This window comes from Paenibacillus sp. fava2 (assembly GCF_058313675.1).
In genome coordinates this window covers 3,153,421-3,177,708 of sequence record NZ_CM177755.1, presented here as the reverse complement: position 1 = coordinate 3,177,708, position 24,288 = coordinate 3,153,421, and the positions used below count along the sequence as shown (strand labels likewise).

Sequence of the window (24,288 nt, the reverse complement as noted above, 5' to 3'; positions counted from 1 at the left end):
AGTCACCTAAGCAGAAGAAGAATTTCTCAGCTCCTGCGGGAGCAGCAGCTTCATTTCCTTCCAGTCACCCGGCGCCAGCTCCGCTTCTTCGCACTGCCCGGTTCCGGCAGGCATCAGGCCGCCGGCCACCCTCCACGGATGCCCGCGGAGCTGCTCAGGGATGAAATCGCAGATTTCCCCGTCTATTGACAAACGGACCTTGATCCCCCACCGGAAAGCCTGCTCCATCACCTTTTGAGCCGTAGTCGTATGGTACTCTCTCCATTCCCTTACCCACATCTGCGGAATGCTGTCTTCCCCTGGAAGCAAGGGCGCTTCCGCCCCGTCTGATGCTGCCGGCACTGTCCGCAGTACGGCCCTGCTGCCGAGCAGGCCGGAAGTGCCTTCCGGTGAGGGGAGCACATAAGCCGGCCCGGCCCAGGCGGCGTCATCAGGCAGGCACATCGGCTGCGCCTCGTCCCCCTCCCCGGTTCCGCCGATTTGCCGCGGCGGCGCAAGGCCGGCTGCTGCCAGCTCCTTGCGCACCAGTTCCGCACAGCCCTGCTGCACAATGAAATGAAGCGGGCCGATCCGGGTCAGGCTATCCCCAAGCCGGGGATGCGCCGCAATGTCGGCAGCGTCCGCTTCATCCCGGCAGACAAGCAGAATGACCTGTGACCAGGCAGTCCGGCCGATGCTGCGCGACCACAGGGCCAGAGCCTGCCTGACCTGATCAGGCAGCCCGCCGCGGGCACGGGCGGCAAGCCAGCCGGCCGCCTCCTCAGGCGGCAGCCCCCGTTCGGCCGCTCTCTCCAGCCCTTCCCGGCTCAGCCGGAAGCTCCATATCCCGTCGTCCATATTCAGCAGCTCCGCACAGCCGGCGAGCCCCCAGCGCAGCCGGTAGGAGACATCCGGAAGAACCAATACCTCGAAATCCGGCTGGATGATAAAGCTCCCTTCAGCTGCTTCGCTAACGGATAAGGGATGAGCGGATTCGGCGTCCGCTCCGGAAGCCTGCAGCTTCACAGCGGGCAGCACCGGCTTGTGTCCGGTCCACCGGAAACAGGTTTCTCCGCTGCCCGTCATCCCCAGCTCACACCAGCCAAAGCCGGCCAGGCACTGCAGCCAGCTGAGACAGCCTTGCTGCAGCATCCCGGCTTCCTTGCCGGCAGCAAAGCCGGACTGGTACATGAAGTTCAGGATACCGCCAAGCATATACCAGCTGCCCGGCACAAAAGCAGGAGACGGCAAAAGATAGCGGAAATGCTGCAGGGCAGGCTCATCAGAAGCATAACGTTCCAGAATCACACTGTACAAAAGGCTTGTCATTTGTGATTCATCAAGGGCCAGCCAGCTTTGCAACATATCCTGCTCCAGCCTATAGGCTTTATCCCCGGCCCTCACCAGTCCGAGCGTTAACGCAAGATCCAGGAGCACCGTAACAGGAAGCGGCACCGGCTCAGAGGCCGGAGATTCCGGGAATACCCCCTGCAAATGCCTGTCCTGCACAGGCAGCAGGGCAGCCAGCCGGCCGGAATGCTTCTTGTGGATGCCGCCTTTGGCAGTCAGCGGAAGCCCCTCCTGGCCGATGAACACCAGCGTCCGGAACAGCTGCGCCGCCAGTCCCGCCTCAGCGGGCCACTCAACGGCTACCCCTTCACCGGTCATCGGCTCAAGCTTACAGGCGAAATACTCCTGCTGGACCGCCGCCAGCTGCCGAGGCGGAATCTGGAACAGCTGCTCGCCCCAGACCTTCTGGCGCAGCTCAACCAGCCCCGCCCGGCGCAGCTCCAGTATGGCCAGCTGCAGCTCTGCGCGGCAAAGCGTTTCAGGACGCAGCCGCTCGGCCTTCTCCGCTGCGAACGGCCTGTCTGCATAAGCGGCACATATCCTGCCCAGTACTTCCATGGCAGATGGGTTCAGCGTCATCATGACATTGCCTCCTCCGGTGCTCCGGCCGCTTTAACCACATATTCATATCCCTGCTCTATCAGGAACAGGCGGCGCCGCAGTGCAAATTCCTCTTCACGGCTGTCACCGGTAACCAGTGTATAGAAATAAGCCCTGTTCTCGCCCTGCTTGGGACGCAGAATCCGCCCCAGCCGCTGGGCCTCCTCCTGGCGGGAGCCATAGGCACCCGAGACCTCGATTGCAACCGAGGCATCGGGCAGATTAACAGCAAAGTTGGCTACCTTGGATACCACGAGCACCTTGAGCGTCCCCTCATTGAACGCTGCGTACAGCGCGTTGCGTTCGCGCTGCGGCGTTTTCCCGGTTATCAGCGGTGCATTCAGGCAGGCGGCCAGCTCATCAAGCTGATCCAGGTACTGGCCGATAACCAGCACCTTTGAGCCAGCATGGGCTGCAATGATCCGTGCAGCCGCCGCAGCCTTGGACGGATTGCCGGCCGCAAGCCGGAACTGCTCTTTGCTTCCGGCATAGAGATACCGGCTCCGCAGATCCGGATCCATCGGCACAACCAGCTCCACACATTCGACGGAAGCGATCCAGCCCTGCTTCTCCAGTGATCTCCAGGGCAGCTCATAGCAGCGCGGTCCGATCAGCGAGAAGACATCCCCCTCGCGGCCGTCCTCCCTGACCAGCGTTGCGGTCAGTCCCAGACGCCGCGTCGCCTGAATATCGGCGGTAGCCCGGAATACCGGAGCGGGAAGCAGATGGACCTCGTCATAGATAATCAGGCCCCAGTTCCGCTCATTGAACAGGTTCATATGGACAAAATTCTCTCCTTTGGAACGGCGGTGTGTCAGCATCTGATAGGTGGCCAGCGTGACAGGCCGTACTTCCCGGCGTTCACCGGTATACTCTCCGATCTCACTGCCCGTAAGGCTGGTCCGCTGCAGCAGCTCCTCACGCCACTGTTCAACCGAGGTTGTATTGGAAGTCAGGATCAGCGTCTCGCATTGCAGCTTTTCCATCACCGCCAGACCAACGACCGTCTTGCCCGCTCCGCAGGGCAGGACAACGACCCCGCTGCCGCCTGTTCCGTAAAACAGGCGGACCGCTTCCTCCTGATATACCCTGAGCCCGAAGGCAGCCTCCTCTCCAACTGCTGCCTTGGGTCCTTCCTGTTTCCAGGCAAGGCTCAGCTCCTGCCCTTCCCGGTAGCCGGCATAATCCAGCACCGGGTACCCCAGTCTTGTCAGCTCCTGCTTCAGCAGCCCGCGGCAGCCCGCCGGACATACGCATTCCAGCGCACCGCTTCTTTTCAGATGGAGCCCGTCCAGTCCTGAGCGGCCTTCCAGTTCATCCAGAAGCGCCCTGCTGTCGGCACGGAGCAGCACCAGCCGGCTGTCGCCTGCATGGGCATGCAGCGTAAGTCTCCCGTACCGCGTGATCAGCCTGCCGATTTCTTCCTCCAGCCCGGCCGGAATCCCCCATCGTGCCAGGTTCCGCAGACTGGCGATTATCTGCTCCGCCGTCCTTCCTCCGGCTGCAGCGTTCCATAAGGACAACGGGGTAATCCGGTAGGTGTGATAGGCCGGGAGGCTTTTTATAAGCTCCGCATAATCTGCAAGCTCTTTACCCGCGGCTTCGAATCCCGGATGTCCGCATTCCAGCAGCACCGTCTTGTCTTTGCGGGCAATACATGCCCCAGATCCGTTCATAGCATCGCCTCCTGTCTATTGTCACTGTAAGCTGTTCTGGGAACAGGCAGAACAGGAAAAAGCCCATCTCCGCACTGGTGCGGAGATGAGCTCCCCTTAATGCCCTCTTCAATGCAGCTGGCGCTGCGAAATTTCACTCAGCGCTTCTCCCGCTTCGTCGGCAAAGATTCGTTTTACAGCCAGATCGCCAAGCGATACCACACCGATCAGCTTGCCGCCGCGTGTTACCGGCAGGCGGCGGATTTGTTCCGCAGCCATCCGTTCAGCGGCCTCATCCACAGTAGCCGACTCCTCGATGGAGATCACCTTGCTGCTCATCACAGTCTCCACAGAGGAAGAACCCGGGTGCTTCTCCGCGTACCCTCTGAGAACCAGGTCCCGGTCCGTAATAACCCCGATGAGCTTTCCTCCTGCTTCCGAATCCACTACAGGAATAAATCCGGTATCGCAGTCTCTCATTTTGACGGCAACTTCATAGACATTGTCCAGCAGCGTAACCGCTGCAGGCTGCGATGTCATCACTTCCCGGACTGTTTTCACAAAAGAACCTCCTGTCTTCTCCGTAATATACGGAAGTAGGTTCCCCTTATTCAGGCGAATTATGCACTGTCGGAACAATTATTCATTCAGGCAGGAATCAGCAAGTGCCACCAGCAGTCTGGCACCGTGCAGCATCGCATCCTCATCAAAATCAAATTTGCTGTGATGATGCGGATATACGGCATTCTTGTCCGGATTCCCTGCGCCTACAAAGATGAAGCAGCCGGGAATCTCCTTGACATAATAAGCAAAGTCTTCAGCGGGCATGATTTTTTCCATTTGTATAACCTGCACTGTATCTCCAAGCGCTTCAGGAGCAACCCGGAAAAACCGGCTGAACTCCGCTTCATCGTTAACAAGCGGCGGATACCCCATCAGGTAATCCACCTTTGCTTCCGCCCCGTAGACCGCAGCAACTGCAGCCGCCATCTCTTCAATTCTGCTGCGGATCAAATATCTTGTCTCTTCATCAAAAGCCCGGACAGTCCCTGTTATCCGGCAGCGCTCCGCAATGATGTTCTGGGCTGTACCGCCCTGGATCGTTCCGATACTCAGGACAGCCGGCTGCAGCGGATCCACGCTGCGGCTGACAATGGTCTGCAGCTGGGTTACCAGCGCTGCTGCAGCTACAATGCTGTCTACCGTACGGTGGGGCATCCCGCCGTGTCCGCCTTTCCCGGTAATATCAATGAAGAATTCGTCCGCCGAGGCCATCAGCGGGCCCGGTGCACTGCCGACCGTTCCCAGCGGCAGCGGTGTCCACAGATGCAGCCCGTAGACGGCATCCGCTCCTTCGAGCACGCCTTCGGCGATCATGTCCTTTGCCCCGCCCGGACAGATTTCCTCCGCCGGCTGGAACAGGAAGCGCAGCTCACCCTTGAGCTCGTCCCGGCGGGCGCTGTAATAGGCCGCTGCTCCAAGCAGCATCGCCGTATGCCCGTCATGCCCGCAGGCATGCATAACGCCCGGGTTCTGCGAGGCGTATTCGCTTCCGCTCTCCTCTGTGATGTTGAGCGCGTCCATGTCAGCACGCAGCACCACCGTCTTGCCCGGGCTGCCTCCTTTGAGAATTCCGGTCAGTCCGTAACCGGCTTTGCTGCGCCTCACCTCTATGCCAAATGCGGCCAGCCTGTCCGCTACAAATGCCGATGTTTCCTTCTCCTCGTATGACGGCTCCGGATGACGGTGCAGATGACGGCGCCATTCCACCATGTCCGGAAGCAGCTGTTCAATCTCTCTTTTATCCATTAAGGTTCCATTCCCTTCTCCCAAGTGTTTATATTGTAGCAGAATCGCAAAAAACTGTGTATCTGCAGAGCCGGTCTGCCTTGCACAACCCCTGGAAACATACTATCATGAGGAAGAACATCTATAATATTGCTGCGAAATTATCATTATACTTCACAAGGGGGATATGTGCGCTATGATATTTGAGAACACTGGCCTCGTAGGACTGCAAAGCGACCTTCAGTATCTGGATGAAAGTGCGGCCAAAGCCGGATTTATCCGCTGGCAATGGGAATACTACAGGGCCACTTACGATTGCAAGATTGAGGATCACCAGAACGGCGGCGAATATTTCCTGCGGATCAACACACGCGCCGTCGAAGGCAAGCTGGAAAAGCCCGATGCCGTGCTTGCGATTGAAGCCGTTTACCTGGGCAAGGCCACCTTTCCCCATGGCCTGGAGTACGAATCCCCGGTTCCTCAGCCCGTACTGGATACTGCAGCACAGCGCATTCTTGAGCTGAAAGGACTGCTTGAAGCTTGAACACCATAAAAGGAAAAACCAAACAAAAAACCAGCCTGCCCAAAAGAGGCACACCCGATTTCCAGCTGCTCATCCTGACTCTGCTGCTTGTCGGCTTCGGACTCGTCATGGTGTTCAGCTCCAGCTCCAGCCTCACGCTGGCCAGTGAAAAGTTCGGAAACGATCCGCTGTACTTCCTTAAGAATCAGATCCAGTGGGTAGTGGTCGGCAGTGTTGTAATGTTTACTGTAATGAATATCCACTACAGCAAATTCAAGAAATGGTATGCCCCGATCTTTTTGCTTACGCTCATTCTGCTGCTGCTGGTAGCCTTCACTGAGCGCACCAACGGCGCCAAGAGCTGGTTCAACATCGGCGGCCTCGGCATCCAGCCCACGGAACTGGCCAAAATCTCCATTATTCTGTATCTGTCTGCGCTGATAACCAAAAAGGGCGAGCGGCTGCGGGATTTGCGCACAGGCTATATCCCGGTCATGATCATTGTCGGTATTGTCGCAGGTCTTATCATGATGCAGCCGGATTTGGGTTCCTGTCTTATCCTTGTGGCAACCAGCGGACTCGTCATTTACGCTGGCGGCGCCAGTATGAAGCATATTATCGCCTCGATTGCACTGCTCGTGCTCGGCGTGGGTATTGTCATGGGGGCCAAGACTGCCATAGACTCCTTGTCGCCGCAGACAGCCACCGTCGCAGCAGACAAAAATTACAAGATGGACCGCATCGAGGCCTTTCTTGATCCTTTCAAGGATCCGGAAGATGGGGGTTACAATATCCTCCAGTCCCTGACGGCACTGGGAGAAGGAGGTACAGGCGGCGCCGGCTTCGGACAGAGCATCCAGAAGCTGCACTACCTGCCTTATCCTTATACGGACTTTATTTTCGCCGTTATCGGCGAGGAGCTGGGCTTTATCGGCACGGCCATCTTCCTGCTAGTCTATCTGTACTTTATCTGGAGGGGAATCATGATTGCCCTCAGGTGCACCGATCCTTTTGGTACGCTGGTCGGTATCGGGGTCATGGGGCTGATCGCCATTCAGGCCTTTGTCAACATTGGCGGTGTAACCAAGACGATCCCGCTTACCGGGGTCACCCTTCCGTTCATCAGCTACGGCGGATCTTCCCTGGTCGTAACGATGTTCTGCATGGGCATTATGCTGAGCATTTCACGCGAAACCAACCGTCCGGCCAAAGAAGAGGTCACCAAATCGGTAACCACCGTCAGACAGGTACGCGCCAGCCGCTGAATCTGCCGGTTCATGCTTCATAAGATACAAAAAGGCAGTCCGGAAAACCAACTCCGGACTGCCTTTTTGTATTCCAGTCTTACGAGATTTCATCATTCTTAAAGGCTACGCCTTCTACTTTTACATTGACCTCAACAATGTGAAGCCCCGTCATGCTCTCAACCGCTTCACGCACATTCTGCTGCAGCATCCGGCAGACCTCATGAATCGGTGTTTCGTACAATACGATAATACGCAGATCCACTGCAGCTTCAAGCTGTCCGACTTCGACAGTGACGCCCTTCTGCACATTTTTGCCGCTGAGGCGCTTGGCCCAGCCTTCGGATAAGCCGCCTGACATGGCCGCTATCCCCGGAGTCTCCAATGCCGCAAGTCCGGCAATTTTTGAGACGACATCATTGGATATCCGTATGTTTCCCATTTCAAGTTGAAGTTGTTCCGCCATGCCATATCCCCCCTACACTCATTATCAATTATTGTAATTCGAAAACAGGCTAAAAAGCAAATGACTTCTGCAGCACCGTTTACACACTGGTTTAATTTGGGTATATTGAAATATGAATTTAACCTACATACAAAGATCGGGGAGTGTTTCACTTGAAAAAATGGATTTCTCCGGCGCTGCTGATAATCACTTTTATCCTAAGCGCAGTCGGACATTATGCGGACTGGGATCACACGCTGCAATTCGTGTTATCCGCAGTGGCGGTTGTTTTTGTAGCCGGCTTCCTCGGCCGGGCAACCGAAAGCGTAGCCCACTATGCCGGTCAACGGCTGGGGGGCTTTCTTAATGCCACCTTCGGTAATGCCGCAGAGCTGATCATCGCCTTCTTCCTGGTGAAGGAAGGGCTGTTTGACATGGTAAAGGCCAGTCTCACCGGCTCCATTATCGGCAACCTGCTGCTGGTGCTTGGCCTGAGCATTTTTGCCGGGGGGATGAAGTTCAAGGTTCAGAAATTCAACGTTACCCTAGCCGGGCTCAACGGCTCACTGATGATCGTGGCAGTCATCGCCCTTTTTGTACCCGCCATGTTCTTTAACACCCACTCTATTACCGAGCGCGATACAGATGTGCTGAGCCTGGTTGTTGCGGGCCTGCTGATTGCCGCTTATATGGCCTGGCTGATCTTCTCCATGATTACCCACAAGAAATATCTGGCCGATGTAACGGATGACAGCGCTGAGGAGCTGCCTAACGAGCATGCCCCTGCCTGGTCTAAGGGCAGGTCCATCCTGTATCTGATTCTGGCTACTGTAATGGTCGCTTTTGTCAGCGAATGGCTGGTAGGCACGCTGGAGACCCTGACCGAGCGCTTCGGCTTCAGTGAGCTGTTCGTCGGTGCGTTTCTCGTCGCTATTATCGGGAATGCGGCTGAGCACAGTGCGGCGATTATGCTGGCCATGAAGAACAAAATCGGTGCTGCAGTAGAGATTGCTGTCGGCAGCAGCCTGCAGATCGCCCTGTTCGTAGCGCCTGTCCTCATCTTCGCCAGCTACTTTTTGGGCAATACGATGGACATTGTCTTTACCATTATAGAGATTGTAGCCATCGCCGTCTCCGTGTTTATAGCCAAGTCTATTATTCAGGACGGTGCAACCAACTGGTATGAGGGGCTGCTGCTGCTGGCGGTCTATATGATTCTTGGAGTCTCCTTCTACCTCGTATAGGCCCATCTGCATTATTGCTGTAAAACAAAAAACGCACATGAGCGGCGACAAACCCTCATGTGCGTTTTTATGAACAGATGGAAGCTTCAGCCTAATTCCCGCGCTCTTCCGCCTTCTTGTTCAGCGCCTCGTACAGCACAGCCAGATTACGCTCCAGCTCACTAAGTACCTGCTTACCTGTATACTCAGGTACAAGCCCCGCCCTGACCGCAAAATCGACCTCTCTGGAGAAGCCGTACATCTGGGTATCCAGCACTTCCTCATAGAGAGGGCAGTAACGAGTCGCCAGATTCTCCATCTGCACTTCGATGAGCTTCTGAATTTTATCGGCATCTTCTTGTAGAAGAGTAATTGCTTTTAGATTAAGCTGTTCCTGCAAATCCGATGAAGTCATGCATTTTCCCCCCCATGTCCAAAAGTTACAGCTGTTACTGCTATTTAGTTTAATATTAGTCGAAATTGAGATTCAATACAAGAATTCAGTTTCACGACTGCAAAAAAACGCCCTGCCGCATAGGCAGGACGTCTTTAAGGCTGATAGATTACTCAGCAACAACAGTAAAATTCAGACCGTGCTTGGAGAAAACTTCGCTCATTGCTTTCTTTGCTTCTTCGGCATCAGTGCCGTGAACATGAAGTTCGTAGCTTTGACTGGAAACCAGAGTTGTAAACAACCCAAGGATACTCTTAACGTCAATGTACTTGTTGTCCGCCTGAAGGACGATTGATGAGTTGAACTGGCTTGCCGTTTGGGCAATATCCACGATTGCCGCATTGTTACTGGACATAGGAATCCCTCCGCAACTTGATTAGAAAAACTTAGTTCGCTTGTTCATTTGTAACCAATTCCATGATACCTTGAATCCGCTTACTCGCGCAAGGTGTTTTCTGTTGATTACATTTTATTTCAGGTTTTCAGGATTCAGACCATCAAGCTCCGGAATCACGAAAATTCCATCCTTGCGGATCAGCACATCATCAAAATAAATTTCTCCGCCGCCGTACTCGGGACGCTGGATCAGCACAAGATCCCAGTGAATGGAGGAGCGGTTGCCGTTGTCGGTCACATCATAGGCCTGCCCCGGAGTGAAGTGAAGGCTGCCGGCGATTTTCTCATCGAACAGAATGTCCTTCATCGGGTGCAGAATGTACGGATTGAAGCCGATTGCGAATTCACCGATATGGCGAGCGCCGTCGTCGGAATCAAGAATTTCGTTAAGCCGGGCAGTATCATTGCTGGTCGCTTCCACAATTTTTCCGTTCTCGAAGCGGAATTTCACATTTTCAAAAGTGATGCCGTTGTATAGCGTAGCCGCGTTATAGCTGATCGTTCCGTTAACGGAATCGCGGACAGGGGCGCTGTAGACTTCACCGTCAGGGATATTTTTCTGGCCGGAGCATTTCTCCGCACCGATTCCCTTGATCGAGAAGGTGAGCTCTGTTCCGGGACCTGTGATCCGCACCTTGTCTGTCTTCCGCATAAGCTCTGCAAGGGCATCCTGGGCTTTGTCCATCTTGGCATAATCCAGGTTGCATACTTCAAAGTAGAAGTCTTCAAAAGCTTCAGTGGTGGTGTTGGCCAGCTGAGCCATGCTCGCGTTAGGATAACGCAGAACTACCCATTTCGTATGCTTGACACGCTGCTCGCTATGTACCGGATGAGAATACAGGGAATTGTACAGCTTCATATTTTCTTCCGGCACATCAGCCAGATCGTTAACATTCTCACCGGCACGGATACCGATATAACAATCCATCTGCTTCATGCGGTTCAGGTCGATCTCAGCCCAGGTTTTGATCCCTTCCGGAGTTGCATATTTAAGCATGCTGCGCAGGACGGTGCGGTCAGTCAGCTGGACAAAGGCATGGCCTCCGGCTTTGCCGACCTCCTCCACAACAGCTTTGATCAAATCTCTTTCACTGCCGATCATCTCGACCAGCACATTTTCGCCAGGCTGCACGTCTACGGAATATCCCACAAGGTTTGCCGCCAGCTTTTGAATTCTTGGATCCTTCATCCTGCTCTCTTCCTTCCTCTTACATAAAAATGGCATACCGTTCTATTGTAGCACGCCCTCTACTCAGCGCAAGCCTTCTGTACCCGGTAACATTCTATTGATAGCCGTAAAAATCCACCTTGGTCACATACGCTTCCCCGGCTGCGGGTTCTGTCATCCCCGGATAACGGATGGTCCGCGTCCAGGTCAATCTCTTGGGCAGGCTGTGCCTGGTGTCCACCTTCATAAAATAGACGGAGGTCACTTCAGCTTCATCTATCCGCTGCTCAAGCTCCCTGGACTTCTGTGTCCAAAGCGTATTCATCGCTTCCCTGACCTCAGCAGGCTGCCCTGCAGCTTCAGCCTCTGACTCCGCCCGGATTGCCTGCATTTCCCGTTTTAGCTCCTTGGACAGCTGCCGCTTGGCTTCATCAGGACTTAACCTGATCCGCAGCACCCGGGTCCCTCCGGATGAACCGGATTCCTCAGTCACCTGCGTGTCCGGCTTGTGCAGCTCTTCCAGCTGCACAAGCGGGTTAAGTCCGGCAAGCCTGCCGGCTTTACCGGATTGCTGAGGCTGCCACTCCCCGTTCTTCTTCTCCTGCTTTGTATAGAAGGAGGGAGCGGACGCCTTGCCCCGGCCTACCTTTTTCACGCCTTGCACAGATGCCGCCCTGGTCTGCCCCGCCTCATCCGGAAGCAGAGAATACAGGCTGATCCGGGTATGGTCCTGCACTTTGCCTCCATAATACAGGGCAGACTCCGGTACAGGCTTCCCCGCTATCAGCAGAGCCGCCGAACCTTCAAACGTAACGGCATCCTTTCCGTCCATTCCGGCCAGAGCCAGATTCAACTCCTCCGCAGCCGGCTTGCCGCCGGGTACTGTGCAGCCGCTGAGCAGCAGCAGAACCAGAACCGCCGAGAGCCTTTGCTTATGAGACAAGACCGGTATTTTCATGGCACCCATGCCTTTCCTGATCGGTTATCTTTCTAGGTTCTCCTTCTATCACAGGCTTATGCACTATAAACCCAAAGCGGAGTTTAACATGGAGGCTTACTCTGGTACTTTGATGAATCCCTCTCTTACTGTCAAAAAAAAGAACCCTTTTGGCCGGCGGCCTAAGGATTCTTAAGAGTTACATCTGAATTTTTGCTGTCAATGACCACCTGGTTCCGCCCGTTATTCTTTGCCTCATAAAGCGCCATATCCGCCCTGTAAAAGAGTGATTCCACGCTTACCCGCTCATCCGTCCAGCTCCATTCAGCGATTCCGCAGGACACCGTGACCCGCGGCTCCGTCTCGCCCATCACCCGCTTGCGGATCCGTTCAGCCACGAACCGGGCCTGCTGGATGCCAAGCTGCGGCAAATAAACCGCGAGCTCCTCACCGCCCCACCTCGCTGCTATATCACCTTGCCGGATGGAAGATTTGACAATTTCACTGACCTGCTTCAGAATTTTGTCACCCTTCTGGTGACCGTATGTATCGTTCACCATCTTGAACTGGTCGATGTCCACTACAACCAGCGTTCCGCAGAAATCCTTTGTCTGCCGCTCCTTGATCTCCTCATCCAGGTAGTGACGGGCGTACAGGCCGGTCAGGCTGTCACGGTTCGCCAGATAGCGGACCTCAGCATGCAGACGGGCATTGCCGACAGCCAGTCCGATGTGGCCGGCCATCGCTTGCAGCAGACGGAAGCTGTCATAGGAGAAATAATGCGGCTCGCGGTGGGTCAGCATAATCGCGCCGCGGACCTCTCCGCCCACATTCAGCGGAGTTGCAATCACCGACTGCGAATCCGTTGCGGTCATAAGCCGGGAAGAAACACCTGCGGTAGTGCTGTATTCTGATAAAATAAGCGGCTCTCCCAGTGCATATACCTGCCCGCCCAGTCCCTTGCCTGTTTCGATAATCTCTCCGCGCAGCGGCGGAAAGTTGCAGGCAATCGCTTCAAGCCCGCCCTTCTCTTCATTAAGGTGCAGTATACAGCAGTAATCGGCGCCGAACATCTCCAGCAGCTCTTCAAAGGCGTATTGGAAAATATCCCCGAGACGCAGGCTCTGGTTCAGACGCTGGGTCAGCTCATTGCTCATGCGCAGCTCGCGGATCAGCTGGTTCGAGCGCTCATACAGCTTGGCGTTCTCGAAGGCTGTTCCTGCAGTATCGGCAATCATGGTCAGAAAACGGAGATCCACATCCGGGAAGGATGGCTTGTCCAGGATCATATGAAATACGCCGTATATCCCCTGCTTGCCGCCCAGCGGCAGGCCGATCTCTACAGAATTATTATCACGCCCGGCATGCAGAGCCACGCGCCCGTCCTTGAAGGCCTTGGCACAGACATCGTCCTTGCCCCAGCGCAGCGGCAGCGGTTTGACCTGCGGGTGGGTGCTGCGGTGATCCTGCGACATGAACAGCTCCAGCCGCGCCCCCGGATACATCGCAGAAATGCTGTCGATCACCTCGGTCAGCACGGCGTTAACGTCAATGTTGTCATGCATCCGCTGGACAATCTGGAACAGCAGGGAGCGGCGGCTGCTTTCCCGCTCGGCATGCTGGTGGACGCCTGCCAGATCAGAGACAAATACATGCTCGAACCTGCGGTAAAAGCAGGTCTGATAATGCATCGCCATCGCTTCCGCCGTATGCCGTCCGCCTATTTCGTATTGCTCAGCCGGCATTGCACAGCCAAGCAGGGCGAAGATTTCACCCTTACTTCTGGTAAACACAGGGATTACCAGCAGCTGCACCCCGGAACGGTCCGCCGGAATTTCTACGGCGAATGTAACCAGCTCCCGTGAGTCCAAGCTGCCGGCTGCGCCCTTTTCCCACTCTGTTCTCCAGAGCCCGCTCTGCGTACCCGTCCCGTCAGCCGCTTCAATCCATTTTCCTTTATAGTTAAGCACACACCAATCCCACTGCTTCGCAAACGGAGGCACATTCAGCCCCCGCCATTCTCTGAAACTCTCTGCAATCAATTGGCCTGCGTACGGGAAATCATAGGATACTATATCCGTCTCCCTCAGCCACGCGGCGGGATCACCTGGGTCTCCGCTTGATTGCATTGTGTCCTGCAACAGCATACGTGTATCTTTCTGAACGCATGCTTCCTGTTCCGACATAACTAGGATCCCCTTTACATCTCAAATTAAAATATATCCGATAACATCTAATTAACTATATTTTACTCCCTTTCTTCCTGTAATGCATTATATTTTCCTAAAACCCGGGATTTTTTTTAGGACCAAAGAACTAACGACAAAGATAGACAAAATCTTATAAAAGAAGAACTTGACTTTGCCTGTTGATTTCATATAATATTTATTGTTGAACAAGACTGATAAGAAGTCTTACTTGGGCGTAACGTTGTGTCACCCTCACGCATCCCGTTACTGCCAGGGCAGCGGCTGAACTTCCCCGGCAGAGTGAAACCAAATACACGCTTTCACGAAGACGGTTGCGGCACAAATAGGCCCTACCATGAAATTTCAATTATAAAGGAGTCTACTTTAATATGGCACGTTACACCGGACCTAAATTCAAACTCAGCCGCCGTCTGGGCATTTCCCTTAGCGGTACAGGCAAAGACCTGAAACGCCCTTTCCCTCCGGGTCAGCACGGCGCTAACCAACGCAGAAAAGTAAGTAACTACGGAATGCAGCTTTTGGAAAAACAAAAACTCCGTCACATGTACGGTTTGGGCGAGAAGCAATTCCGCACATTGTTCTCCAAAGCTCAGAAGCTTCAGGGTATCGCGGGCGAAAACTTCATGTTCCTGCTCGAAAGCCGTCTGGACAACCTCGTTTACCGTCTTGGCTTTGCTAACTCCCGTGCAGGCGCACGTCAGCTGGTAGCTCATGGCCACGTAACTGTAAACGGCAAAAAGGTTGACATCGCTTCTTACCGTGTAAGCGTGGGCGATGTAATCGGTCTTCGCGAAAGAAGCCGTTCCATGAAGTCCATCAAGGAAGCTCTGGAAAACCGCAATCACCTTCCAGCTTACCTGGAATATGCTGATGCAGCATTCGAAGGCAAATATGTTCGTTTGCCGGAACGCGCTGAGCTGTCCCAGGATATCGATGAAAAGCAAATCGTCGAGTTCTACAACCGTTAAGATTGGTTCGATCAAAGCCTCCGGTTCTCCGGAGGCTTTTTTTGAAATATAAGAATTTATATGTTTTACGCTATCAATCATCCTTATCTTTCTCGCAGAAACGGGTACCGCCTTCTCTGAAGGACGGCATAGCCGTTTCTACTTGTTGTCTTTTACATCAGATTCAGCCTGGCGAACTTGCGCTTCCCTACCTGAATAATATCTCCATCCTGCAAACTGACCTCTACAGCCTGCTCCTCCAGCTTGACTCCGTTCAGCTTCACTGCCCCCTGCCGGATGCTGCGTCTGGCCTCACTATTCGTCTCTGCAAAACCTAGCAGTGTCAGCAGCTTAACCAGCTTGAGACTACCTTTCTCCAGCTCTGCGGCGGCAAGGCTGTAAGTCTCTATCTCCTCCGGCAGCGCACGCTGCTGAAAGACCGTAACAAAATGCTGCTGCGCAGACTCTGCCGCCTCTGCCCCGTGATACATCCGGACCAGCGTATGGGCCAGACGCATCTTCACATCCCGCGGATGGGCAGCTCCTGAATCCAGGCTTCGCTCCAGCGCCGCCAGCTCCTCATTACTGAGATCGGTTGCCATTTCAAAGTATCTCAGCATCAGCTCATCCGGCACAGACATTGTTTTACCGTACATTTCATCCGGTGCTTCATCAATGCCTATGTAGTTGCCCAAGCTCTTGCTCATCTTCCTGACCCCGTCGAGCCCTTCAAGCAGCGGCATGAGCACAACAGCCTGCGGCTCCGCCCCGTATTCCTTTTGCAGGGTACGGCCCATAAGGATATTGAACTTCTGGTCTGTGCCGCCAATCTCGATATCCGTCCTGTTCGCCACCGAATCCATTCCCTGCATAAGGGGGTAGAAGAACTCATGCAGACTGATCGCCTGACCGGCCTGGAACCGCTTGGTGAAATCATCCCTTTCCATCATGCGCGCCACCGTAACTTTTGCAGCCAGATTGACAACCTCCGCAAAGTCCATGGGACTTAGCCAATCCGAATTGAGAAGCAGCCTGGTTTTACCGGGATCAAGAATTTTGAAAATCTGCTGCCTGTATGTAGCCGCATTACGCTGCACTTCCTCCCTGCTGAGCTGTTTACGTGTCTCCGATTTGCCCGTAGGGTCCCCGATCATTCCGGTAAAATCCCCGATAATCAGCTGCACCTGATGACCGGACTGCTGAAACTGGCGCAGCTTGTGCAGAACAACGGTATGCCCGATATGAATATCGGGTGCCGACGGATCAAGCCCCAGCTTAATGTTAAGCGGCACACCTGTCCCCACTGACTTCACCAGCTTGCTTTTCAGTTCCTCCACCGGCACAATTTCCGCTGCACCGCGAACGGCCGTTTCCAGCTGGCGCTCCACCTCCCTCTGCTGCGCAGGGGTCAAATCTTCCCATTTCATACCATGCCCTCCTTCAAATTGTCTCATTTGAGTGCAAAAAGAGCCGTCTGCTCATCCCCAAAGGGACGAGCAGACGGCTCGCGGTACCACCCTAATTAAAGATCCCCGTCATGCAGAGGCAGCAGCAGATCCTTCACTTCATTATCATAACGGGTATGCCCCGGTTCCGGACTACTGGCAGGCCTCCTGTGCACCTGTGTTCCTCCCGACAGCTCCAGACTGTAATTCAAAGGGGCCCGCTGCCGGTTCGCACCATCCACCGGCTCTCTGAAACACATGGCTTGCCTTCTACTGATGTCCTTCAACGCTTTTGTCCGTATCCAATTGAGTAATTTTATACCATGACAGGATTCTAAAAGTCAACAGTGCCTTAAACTTACTTTCCGGCAGAAGCGCATTCAAAACCGGCAAATTGTGCTATAATAGTTCCGTTAAAAGGAGGATTATCGTCGATGGTTGAGGAGAAAAAGAAGAAGACCGCAAAACAGCGTCCCCCGCGCAGATCCTGGCTCCGCAGGTTCGGTTCAGTCGTAAAATGGATGTTTATACTCGGCATCCTGGGCCTTCTGTTTGCCGGCGGTGCCGTGGCAGGCTATGTCACTTCCATTGTGAAGGACGACCCTGTCCGCTCCGAGGAATTGATTCAGCAGCAAGTCAGCCAGAACGCCATCACCGGCTTTGCTTATTTCCGGGACGGCCAGCCGATTGGCCAGCTCCGTACCGAAGAAGACCGCAGGCTTATTGAATTTAATGATATTCCGCAGCTGGTGATCGATGCCGTTCTCGCCATTGAGGACAACAATTTCTACGAGCATGTAGGAATTGATTTCAGCAGCACCCTGCGTGCCGTCAAGCAGAAGCTGCTTAACGAGTCTGTCCAGACCGGGGGCAGCACCCTGACCCAGCAGCTGGCCAGACGTGTATTTCTTAACCTTGACCGCACAGAAGACCGTAAGGTCAAGGAAATTTTGCTGTCACTGCGCCTGGAGCGTTTTTTGTCCAAACAAGAAATCCTTACAGCCTACCTTAACAAGGTTCCCTTCGGAAACGGCTCCAACGGCTATAATGTTTACGGTATCAAGGCAGCAGCCAAAGGAATATTCGGGCTGGATGATCTCGACAAGCTCAATGTCGCTCAAGCCGCTTACCTGGCCGGGCTTCCCCAGCTTCCCTCCAAGTATTCCGCCTTCAACGGTATAGGTGAATTCAACGAGACGGCCTTCGGCCGGGCCATGGAACGCCAGAAGCTGGTGCTGCGCCGAATGCTTGAAGAGAACAAAATCACGACATCACAGTACAATGAAGCGCTGCAGTTTGATATCAAGGCTGCTCTGGCTCCGCATACGAAGAAAGCTTATGCCACCTTCCCTTACCTGATGCTGGAAACTGAGCGCAAGGCAGCAGAAATTCTGCTCTCTCTCAATGAAGACAAGAATGTTACAGAGAGCACGGAGGGTGCTGAAGGTTCAACAGCCTCCGGCAACGACACTGTCCTGCTTGAGGAAGCCCGTCAGCAGCTGATGACCGGCGGTTACCGTGTATACACCACAATTGACAAAAAAGTATACAGCGCCATGCACAGCATTTCGGAAGACAGTGATAATTTTACGAAGGACAGTGAAACAAGAGGCAAGGAACAAACGGCCGGTATGCTGATCGACAATAAGACCGGGGCGATCCTTGGAATGATCGAGGGCCGTGATTTTAATATTGAACAGATGAACTATGCCACACAGATGATCCGTCAGCCGGGTTCAACCATGAAGCCGATCGCAGCCTACCTGCCTGCGCTCGACAGCGGTCTGATCCAGCCGGCCAGCATCCTGGACGATGCCCCGATTATCCTGAAGGACGGCACCAAGGGCTTTCATATTCCAAAGAATGCCAACAACCGCTATCAGGGGCTTGTTACAGCCCGCTACGCGCTTAACAAATCGCTCAATCTGCCGGCTCTGAAGCTGTTTAACGACAAGGTCGGCATTGAAGAATCCTGGGCTTTCACGAAGAAGCTGGGGATAACCACGATTCAGGACAATGATTATCATGCCCAGACCGGGGTTATCGGCGGTCTCCGCTACGGGGTATCCGTTGAGGAATTAACCAACGCCTATTCTTCAATCGGCAACAAAGGCGCTTTTAATGATGCCTACATGATTGAGAAGATCGTTGATTCCCAGGGCAAAATCATTTACCAGCATAAAGTGAATCCGGAGCAGGTATTCTCCGAGCAGACCGCTTATCTGATGACAGACATGCTGCGGACAGTCATTACAGAGGGTACGGCCTCCACTGTAAAAAGCACCTACAAGCACTTCAAGGAAGTGCCGATTGTCGGTAAAACCGGTTCCACCCAAAATTATGGCGATGTCTGGTTTATGGGTTACACGCCTGATGTAACACTCGGCATGTGGGTCGGCTACAAGGAGCAGATCAACACGCTTCAGGGCGATACCCAGAAGCGGCAGGCTCAGACCCTGTGGGCAAAGGTTATGAACGCCGTTATCGACAAGCAGCCGGATCTGTTTGTAACGAAGGCGTTCGCCCAGCCTGAAGGGATTGTCAAGAAGACGGTCTCGGCTTACAGCGGCAAGCTGCCGACTGATCTGACTGACAAGTTCACTACAGACCTGTTTAATGCCAAATATGTGCCGCAGGACAGTGATGACGGCATCTCCAAAGCCAAATACATTACCTACAATGGTGTGAACTACCTGCCGCTCGAAGGTACACCTGACGATTTTCTCAAGGAGAAGATCGTCGTCAAGCGGGAGAAGCCGATTCAGGATCTTATCAAGGAGCTGCAGGCAGCCTTCGAGGGGATGAAGGAGCATGAATCGCTGCAGTATTATCTGCCGGCGGATGCCAAAACTGACTTCCCGACAGAGGTTGACCCGCGTGTCGATGATGGTACGTCTCCGTCACCTCCGGGCAATATCAGTGTCTCCTACAGCACAGGCAAGGCTGTCATTTCATTTACAGCAAGCGGCTCGCCGGATGTTGTAGGCTACCGCCTGTACCGTTCCCTGAACGGAGGCGCCTTCCAGAAGCAGGCGGTCATATCTGCAGGCGAGAGCTCCGTATTCAAACCGGGCACACCGCAGAATGTCAACGCCACCTTCTATGTCACAGCTGTAGACGTAGCAGGGCATGAGACAGCTTCAGGCAGTGTTGCCGGCGGCGCTGCTCCGACACCTGAGCCGACGCCAACCCCCGATATCCTTCCGGGAGCAGAGGCTACACCTGAAGGCGGCCAGCCGTCTGACGGCGCTGTAGAAGATCCAGGTATGATTATCATAGAACCGCCGGGCAGCGAAGAAGTACCTGCAGGCGGCGTTAACAACGCTGGCGGCGGCAACAGTAATGCCGGCTCCGGCAATGCCCAATAAGTTATAGAACACAAAGAACCCCCGGTTCCCGCTGAATGCAGGAACCGGGGGTTCTTTGTGTCTTCCTATCGGGTTAATCCTCAATGGTGGAGAGGTCACCTGCCGGAAGCTGCAGCTCCCAGGCCTTCAGCACACGGCGCATAATTTTGCCGGAACGGGTCTTGGGCAGCTTCTCTTTAAACTCAATTTCACGGGGCGCAGCATGCGCAGACAGCCCTGCTTTGACAAAGGCCGCAATCTCAGCCTTCAGCTCTGCAGTCGCAGTATAACCTTCTCTGAGCGATATAAAAGCCTTTATAATCTCCCCGCGCAGCAAATCGGGCTTCCCGATAACCCCTGCCTCAGCCACGGCAGGGTGCTCTACCAGCTTGCTCTCCACCTCGAAGGGGCCGATGCGTTCCCCTGAGGAATTGATTACATCATCGATCCGGCCCTGGAACCAGAAATATCCTTCCTCGTCCATATAAGCAGAATCACCGGAGATGTACCAGCCGGGTATCCGGAAGTATTCATCGTATTTAGCCGGGTTGTTCCAGATCTTCGCCATCATGGAAGGCCAGGGCGTACGGATCGCCAGATTCCCCATCGAATAAGGCGGCAGCACATTGCCCCTGTCATCGAGAATGGCTGCCTCAATGCCGGGCAGCGGGCGTCCCATGGACCCCGGCTTAATATCCATCCCGGGATAATTGCAGATCAGCTGGGCTCCGGTTTCAGTCATCCACCAAGTATCATGAATACGTTGCCGGTAGACTTTATCGCCCCAGCGCACCACCTCCGGATTGAGCGGCTCTCCTACTGACAGCACATGCCTGAGGCTGCCCAGATCGATTCCGGCAAGGCTGTTCTCCCCTGCACCCATCAGCATGCGGAATGCTGTTGGCGCACTGTACCAGACGGTGACAGCGAAGCGCTCAATCGTTCTGTACCAGTCTCCCGGACTGAAGCGTCCGCCCCGGACCACATTGGCGACACCGTTCAACCAAGGCGCAAAAATCCCGTAAGAGGTGCCTGTGACCCATCCGGGGTCTGCGGTACACCAGTAGATATCATCCGGCCGCAAATCCAGTACAATTTTGCCTGTATAATAATGTTGGATCATCGCTCTCTGAGCATGATAGACCCCTTTGGGCTTGCCGGTAGAACCGGAGGTATAATGCATAATAAGGCCATCTTCCAGGGTAAGCCATTCCGGCTCCAGCTCCACCTTCGCTGCCGCCATCTCAGCCTCATAGCTGATGATTCCCTGCTCCTCTACGGCTCCGCCAACTACTATAATATGCCGGAGTGCGGGCAGCTCTTCCCGTCTCACCCGTTTCAGCAGCTCCGGTGTAGTCACCAGAGCAACCGCACCGCTATCCTCCAGCCGGTCTTTTACAGCTGTCTCCATAAACGCCTCGAACAGCGGTCCTGCTACCGCCCCGACCCTGAGGACACCCAGCAGACTGAAATACAGCTCCGGGCTGCGCGGCATAAAAATAAATACACGTTCACCCTTGCCCACGCCGTATTTCCGCAGAACATTCCCAAAACGGCTGGAGTATTCCTGCAGGTCAGAGAAGGTGTACCGCTCTTCCCTGGACGGATCGCTGTAGATCAGGGCAGTGGCCCCACCCCGTCCTTCCGTGACATGGCGGTCAATCGCTTCATGGGCCATATTCACCTTGCCGGTGTGAAACCAGGAGAAAGTCCGCTCTATATCCTCCCACCGGAATTGCTGCACTGCCAGGGTATAATCGCGCAAATTAGCATGTTCTACTCGGCCCGGCAAAATTTCATTGTGGACTTGCCCCATTACTCTTGCCTCCCCTGCTGGATTGATTTAAGCTTGAAAAGCGGGATTTCATCGCCCGCAAACTGTCAATACAATAATTGTGAATATTTTATGTCGGAATCAGTATAACACAGTAAGCGATTTCATTCCATAATTTAGTTAGACGGAAGGAGCCCGGTACATGGAGCACTGCAAAATCCCAGTCTCACATACCCTCCTGCATAACAATAGCTTAATCACCGTGAGCGGTCCTGTGACTTCAACCTATTTGCGCAGTCTCACTATCCATCCCGATCTTGATGCCTTCCGCAAACCGCATGAACAGCTGGAGGCCCTTATAGAAATCAGCGAATTGTCCGAAGGCCGGGTTATTGCCGCCGTCTGTGACCAGATTCTGGTTGGTTATGTCACTTTTCATTATCCGGATGAGCTGGAGCTGTGGTCACAGGCAAATATGCCCGATCTGATTGAACTGGGGGCAATAGAGGTAGCCAATGGTTACAGGGGAAGCGGGCTTGGCAGGCTGATGCTTGCCGCCGCTTTTGAGAAGGAACAGCTGGAGAATAGTATTGTGTTCACAACAGAGTATTACTGGCACTGGGACCTTAAGGGCAGCGGGCTGGATGTATGGGCATACCGGAACATGATGGAAAAGCTGATGAAATCCGCAGGGATGGTCTGGTATGCCACTGATGATCCGGAGATTTGCTCACATCCGGCCAACTGCCTGATGGTCCGGATCGGCAGCAGGGTGCCGCTGTCCTCCCAGGAGACCTTTGACAGGGTCCGCTTCAGGCAGCGTTTTATGTACTAGCCGATTAATCTTTACAGCTCCGGCGCCTTCAGCATATATTCGAGAATGGCATGGGAGCACCCTGCTGCCGTGACTGTAAATTCATTATAGCTCACATGGGCCGAGCCGTCGGCTTTATCCGACATGGAACGGATGATGACAAACGGAGCCTCATTCATATAACAGACCTGGGCAACAGCCGCCCCCTCCATCTCTGCACAGGCGCCGTTCAGATCCCGGTACAGCGCTTCTACAGCCTCACTGCTGGCGATGAATTGATCCCCTGAAAGCACAATACCTGTTACAAAATGCCGATTCAGCTCTTTACAGGCCTGCTCTGCCAGCTTCACCAGTTTCTCGTCTGCTGTAAAGACAGACACCTCCTGATAGGGAATAACCCCCCTGGAATAGCCGAGCGCCGTCACATCCATATCATGCTGGATACAGGCCGAGGAAATGACAATATCGCCGATATCAAGAAGGGGATGAACCGCACCGGCCACTCCGGTGAAGAGCACCTTAGATACACCAAATGTATCCAGCAGAATTTGCGTGGTGACTGCCGCATTCACTTTGCCGACCCCTGATTTGCAGAGAACCGCCTTTCTGCCGAAAACATCGCCGGAATAGTATGTAACCCCTGCCTTGACTGCAGTCCGCTTGTTGTCCATGCTACTGAGCAGCAGCTCAATTTCTTCATCCATCGCGCCTATTAATCCGATAACCTCACTCAATCGATATTCCTCCGTTACCTCCGCTGCTGCGGGAATTGGAAACCATAATACCCCAGTCAACATAAAAAGCTCCCGAAGGAGCTTTCTACGGACCTCTATAAAAGATTCTTACTTGTTCACGTGATTGACAGAGAGACGGAGAATGGTTTCATGCGGCAGAATAACCCGCGGATTCTCAACGGTCTCCTTCTTCATCAGCTTGGTCAAAAGTCTCATCGCAACCGCACCCAGGTCATACATCGGCTGAGCTACAGTAGTCAGCAGCGGACGAACCATGGAAGCCATGCGGATGTTGTCAACACTGATAATCGAGAAGTCATCCGGAACCTTCAGGCCTTCATCCTGAATGCTGTGGATGGCACCAATCGCCATTTCATCTGTCGCAGCAAAGATGGCTGTCGGCTTCTTCTTAAGTCCGAGGAAGTACTTCATCGCTTCGACACCGGATTCGTAACGGTAATTACCGATGCGCACCAGGTCTTCCTGATACTCAATTCCAGCCGCCTCCAGTGCTTTCTTGTAACCCTGGAACCGGGCATAGCCATTGGCAGGGTCCTGCAGCGTCCCGCTGATCATTGCGATCTCACGGTGTCCGTGACGGATAAGCGTATTCACAGCATCAAACGCTGCAGTCTCGTGGTCGATATCAACCGAAGGATAGGTGCCCTTCTCGTCGCGGGTTGCGCAAAGTACTATCGGAACAGCCGAGGTCTGGAACGCCTGGATATGCTCATCCGTTACCGTACCGCCCATAAAGAGCAGCCCGTCAACCTGCTTCTCCAGAAGCGTATTGATAACCCGGATTTCCTTCTCTTTGCGTTTGTCCGCATTACACAAAATAATGTTGTAATGATACATGTTCGCGATATCCTCAATCCCGCGGGCAATTTCCGCAAATATCGAGTTGGAGATATCGGGAATGACAACCCCTACGGTTGTCGTTTTCTTGCTGGCGAGACCTCTCGCCACGGCATTTGGACGATAGCCCAAACGTTCAATTGCTTCAAATACCTTCTTCCGGGTCTGCGGCTTCACGTTAGGGTTATTATTCACAACCCGTGATACCGTAGCCATAGATACGCCTGCTTCGCGAGCTACATCGTAAATGGTTACCGTCAAATTACTCTCTCCATTGCGATAAATTTTATCGTTCGACTAATTAAAATTATGATACGACACTTTGTACAATTGTGCAATGATAACGCTTCATTTTCCTTTCAAATTTCTTTCAATGTTAAAAAAGTCCTGTGAAAGT

General features: G+C 53.8%; 20 protein-coding genes and 1 other annotated feature. Of the genes, 6 read left to right on the top strand and 14 right to left on the bottom strand.

Annotated elements, in window-relative coordinates; genetic code table 11:
• Positions 1-6: 6 nt before the first annotated feature.
• The 4 genes from AC4G46_RS13560 to AC4G46_RS13545 form a co-directional block, all read right to left on the bottom strand.
• Positions 7-1,911, bottom strand: coding sequence for a helicase-associated domain-containing protein (locus AC4G46_RS13560; RefSeq protein WP_491128394.1), 1,905 nt, complete (start codon positions 1,909-1,911; stop codon positions 7-9).
• Positions 1,908-3,605 (bottom strand): DNA repair helicase XPB, encoded by a 1,698-nt coding sequence (locus tag AC4G46_RS13555; RefSeq protein ID WP_491128393.1) that lies wholly within the window; start codon positions 3,603-3,605, stop codon positions 1,908-1,910. Before AC4G46_RS13555 ends, AC4G46_RS13560 begins: the two co-directional genes overlap by 4 nt.
• Positions 3,606-3,713: 108 nt before the next feature.
• Entirely contained in the window at positions 3,714-4,145 is a 432-nt protein-coding gene (locus AC4G46_RS13550) for a CBS domain-containing protein (protein ID WP_491128392.1), read from the bottom strand.
• 78 nt (positions 4,146-4,223) lie between these two features.
• A complete protein-coding gene (locus tag AC4G46_RS13545; RefSeq protein WP_491128391.1) occupies positions 4,224-5,393 on the bottom strand; it encodes a M20 family metallopeptidase in 1,170 nt (389 codons plus the stop codon).
• Positions 5,394-5,568: 175 nt separating this feature from the next.
• Between AC4G46_RS13545 and AC4G46_RS13540 the strand changes: the two genes are divergently transcribed.
• Both AC4G46_RS13540 and ftsW read left to right on the top strand, forming a co-directional pair.
• Positions 5,569-5,916, top strand: a complete 348-nt coding sequence (locus tag AC4G46_RS13540; RefSeq protein ID WP_090718872.1) for a YugN family protein — start codon at positions 5,569-5,571, stop codon at positions 5,914-5,916.
• On the top strand, positions 5,913-7,160 hold the full coding sequence (gene ftsW, locus AC4G46_RS13535; protein ID WP_491128390.1) for a putative lipid II flippase FtsW: 1,248 nt from the start codon (positions 5,913-5,915) through the stop codon (positions 7,158-7,160). Before AC4G46_RS13540 ends, ftsW begins: the two co-directional genes overlap by 4 nt.
• A gap of 79 nt (positions 7,161-7,239) precedes the next feature.
• Here the strand turns inward: ftsW and AC4G46_RS13530 are convergent, their stop codons facing one another.
• Positions 7,240-7,605, bottom strand: coding sequence for an Asp23/Gls24 family envelope stress response protein (locus tag AC4G46_RS13530; RefSeq protein ID WP_019911482.1), 366 nt, complete (start codon positions 7,603-7,605; stop codon positions 7,240-7,242).
• Between the two features lie 152 nt (positions 7,606-7,757).
• On the opposite strand from AC4G46_RS13530, the gene cax reads away from it, so the two are divergent.
• Positions 7,758-8,828: a calcium/proton exchanger gene (cax, locus tag AC4G46_RS13525; RefSeq protein ID WP_491128389.1), complete on the top strand. Its 1,071-nt coding sequence runs from the start codon at positions 7,758-7,760 to the stop codon at positions 8,826-8,828.
• A 91-nt stretch (positions 8,829-8,919) separates the two neighbouring features.
• Here cax and AC4G46_RS13520 read toward each other — a convergent pair whose 3' ends face one another.
• From AC4G46_RS13520 to AC4G46_RS13500, 5 genes are all read right to left on the bottom strand, one after another.
• Positions 8,920-9,222 carry an Fpa/YlaN family protein gene (locus tag AC4G46_RS13520; protein WP_068727580.1) on the bottom strand — a complete coding sequence of 101 codons (303 nt, stop codon included), beginning with the start codon at positions 9,220-9,222 and terminating at the stop codon, positions 8,920-8,922.
• A 148-nt stretch (positions 9,223-9,370) separates the two neighbouring features.
• Positions 9,371-9,616 (bottom strand): HPr family phosphocarrier protein, encoded by a 246-nt coding sequence (locus AC4G46_RS13515; protein WP_039872573.1) that lies wholly within the window; start codon positions 9,614-9,616, stop codon positions 9,371-9,373.
• A 114-nt stretch (positions 9,617-9,730) separates the two neighbouring features.
• On the bottom strand, positions 9,731-10,846 hold the full coding sequence (locus AC4G46_RS13510) for an aminopeptidase (protein WP_068727582.1): 1,116 nt from the start codon (positions 10,844-10,846) through the stop codon (positions 9,731-9,733).
• A gap of 94 nt (positions 10,847-10,940) precedes the next feature.
• Positions 10,941-11,768 (bottom strand): hypothetical protein, encoded by an 828-nt coding sequence (locus AC4G46_RS13505; RefSeq protein WP_491128388.1) that lies wholly within the window; start codon positions 11,766-11,768, stop codon positions 10,941-10,943.
• A gap of 176 nt (positions 11,769-11,944) precedes the next feature.
• Complete coding sequence (locus tag AC4G46_RS13500; protein WP_491128387.1) at positions 11,945-13,891, bottom strand: sensor domain-containing diguanylate cyclase; 1,947 nt, start codon at positions 13,889-13,891, stop codon at positions 11,945-11,947.
• 449 nt (positions 13,892-14,340) lie between these two features.
• On the opposite strand from AC4G46_RS13500, the gene rpsD reads away from it, so the two are divergent.
• The gene (gene rpsD, locus AC4G46_RS13495; protein WP_068727586.1) at positions 14,341-14,940 is read left to right on the top strand and encodes a 30S ribosomal protein S4; all 600 of its coding nucleotides are present in this window, start codon (positions 14,341-14,343) and stop codon (positions 14,938-14,940) included.
• A 152-nt stretch (positions 14,941-15,092) separates the two neighbouring features.
• Here rpsD and tyrS read toward each other — a convergent pair whose 3' ends face one another.
• The gene (gene tyrS / locus AC4G46_RS13490; RefSeq protein WP_491128386.1) at positions 15,093-16,346 is read right to left on the bottom strand and encodes a tyrosine--tRNA ligase; all 1,254 of its coding nucleotides are present in this window, start codon (positions 16,344-16,346) and stop codon (positions 15,093-15,095) included.
• Positions 16,347-16,404: 58 nt separating this feature from the next.
• Positions 16,405-16,660: a binding site (T-box leader), on the bottom strand.
• Positions 16,661-16,798: 138 nt separating this feature from the next.
• Here tyrS and AC4G46_RS13485 point away from each other — a divergent pair.
• Positions 16,799-19,732: a transglycosylase domain-containing protein gene (locus AC4G46_RS13485; RefSeq protein WP_491128385.1), complete on the top strand. Its 2,934-nt coding sequence runs from the start codon at positions 16,799-16,801 to the stop codon at positions 19,730-19,732.
• A gap of 73 nt (positions 19,733-19,805) precedes the next feature.
• Here the strand turns inward: AC4G46_RS13485 and acsA are convergent, their stop codons facing one another.
• Positions 19,806-21,527, bottom strand: a complete 1,722-nt coding sequence (gene acsA, locus AC4G46_RS13480; RefSeq protein ID WP_491128384.1) for an acetate--CoA ligase — start codon at positions 21,525-21,527, stop codon at positions 19,806-19,808.
• 160 nt (positions 21,528-21,687) lie between these two features.
• On the opposite strand from acsA, the gene AC4G46_RS13475 reads away from it, so the two are divergent.
• Complete coding sequence (locus AC4G46_RS13475; protein ID WP_491128383.1) at positions 21,688-22,320, top strand: GNAT family N-acetyltransferase; 633 nt, start codon at positions 21,688-21,690, stop codon at positions 22,318-22,320.
• An 11-nt stretch (positions 22,321-22,331) separates the two neighbouring features.
• On the opposite strand, the gene AC4G46_RS13470 is transcribed toward AC4G46_RS13475, so the two are convergent.
• Together AC4G46_RS13470 and ccpA are read right to left on the bottom strand one after the other, a co-directional pair.
• The gene (locus AC4G46_RS13470) at positions 22,332-23,033 is read right to left on the bottom strand and encodes a 5'-methylthioadenosine/adenosylhomocysteine nucleosidase (RefSeq protein ID WP_491128382.1); all 702 of its coding nucleotides are present in this window, start codon (positions 23,031-23,033) and stop codon (positions 22,332-22,334) included.
• A gap of 108 nt (positions 23,034-23,141) precedes the next feature.
• Positions 23,142-24,152 (bottom strand): catabolite control protein A, encoded by a 1,011-nt coding sequence (gene ccpA, locus AC4G46_RS13465; RefSeq protein ID WP_039872555.1) that lies wholly within the window; start codon positions 24,150-24,152, stop codon positions 23,142-23,144.
• Positions 24,153-24,288: the final 136 nt, after the last annotated feature.

Coding starts and splice junctions, on each gene's coding strand:
- tyrS (WP_491128386.1), bottom strand. CDS start 16,346: ATGAAATGGGAAGATTTGACCCCTGCGCAGCAGAGGGAGGTGGAGCGC.
- rpsD (WP_068727586.1), top strand. CDS start 14,341: ATGGCACGTTACACCGGACCTAAATTCAAACTCAGCCGCCGTCTGGGC.
- AC4G46_RS13500 (WP_491128387.1), bottom strand. CDS start 13,891: ATGCAATCAAGCGGAGACCCAGGTGATCCCGCCGCGTGGCTGAGGGAG.
- AC4G46_RS13555 (WP_491128393.1), bottom strand. CDS start 3,605: ATGAACGGATCTGGGGCATGTATTGCCCGCAAAGACAAGACGGTGCTG.
- AC4G46_RS13540 (WP_090718872.1), top strand. CDS start 5,569: ATGATATTTGAGAACACTGGCCTCGTAGGACTGCAAAGCGACCTTCAG.
- AC4G46_RS13515 (WP_039872573.1), bottom strand. CDS start 9,616: ATGTCCAGTAACAATGCGGCAATCGTGGATATTGCCCAAACGGCAAGC.
- acsA (WP_491128384.1), bottom strand. CDS start 21,527: ATGGGGCAAGTCCACAATGAAATTTTGCCGGGCCGAGTAGAACATGCT.
- AC4G46_RS13520 (WP_068727580.1), bottom strand. CDS start 9,222: ATGACTTCATCGGATTTGCAGGAACAGCTTAATCTAAAAGCAATTACT.
- AC4G46_RS13545 (WP_491128391.1), bottom strand. CDS start 5,393: ATGGATAAAAGAGAGATTGAACAGCTGCTTCCGGACATGGTGGAATGG.
- AC4G46_RS13560 (WP_491128394.1), bottom strand. CDS start 1,911: ATGATGACGCTGAACCCATCTGCCATGGAAGTACTGGGCAGGATATGT.
- AC4G46_RS13530 (WP_019911482.1), bottom strand. CDS start 7,605: ATGGCGGAACAACTTCAACTTGAAATGGGAAACATACGGATATCCAAT.
- AC4G46_RS13475 (WP_491128383.1), top strand. CDS start 21,688: ATGGAGCACTGCAAAATCCCAGTCTCACATACCCTCCTGCATAACAAT.
- AC4G46_RS13510 (WP_068727582.1), bottom strand. CDS start 10,846: ATGAAGGATCCAAGAATTCAAAAGCTGGCGGCAAACCTTGTGGGATAT.
- AC4G46_RS13485 (WP_491128385.1), top strand. CDS start 16,799: ATGGTTGAGGAGAAAAAGAAGAAGACCGCAAAACAGCGTCCCCCGCGC.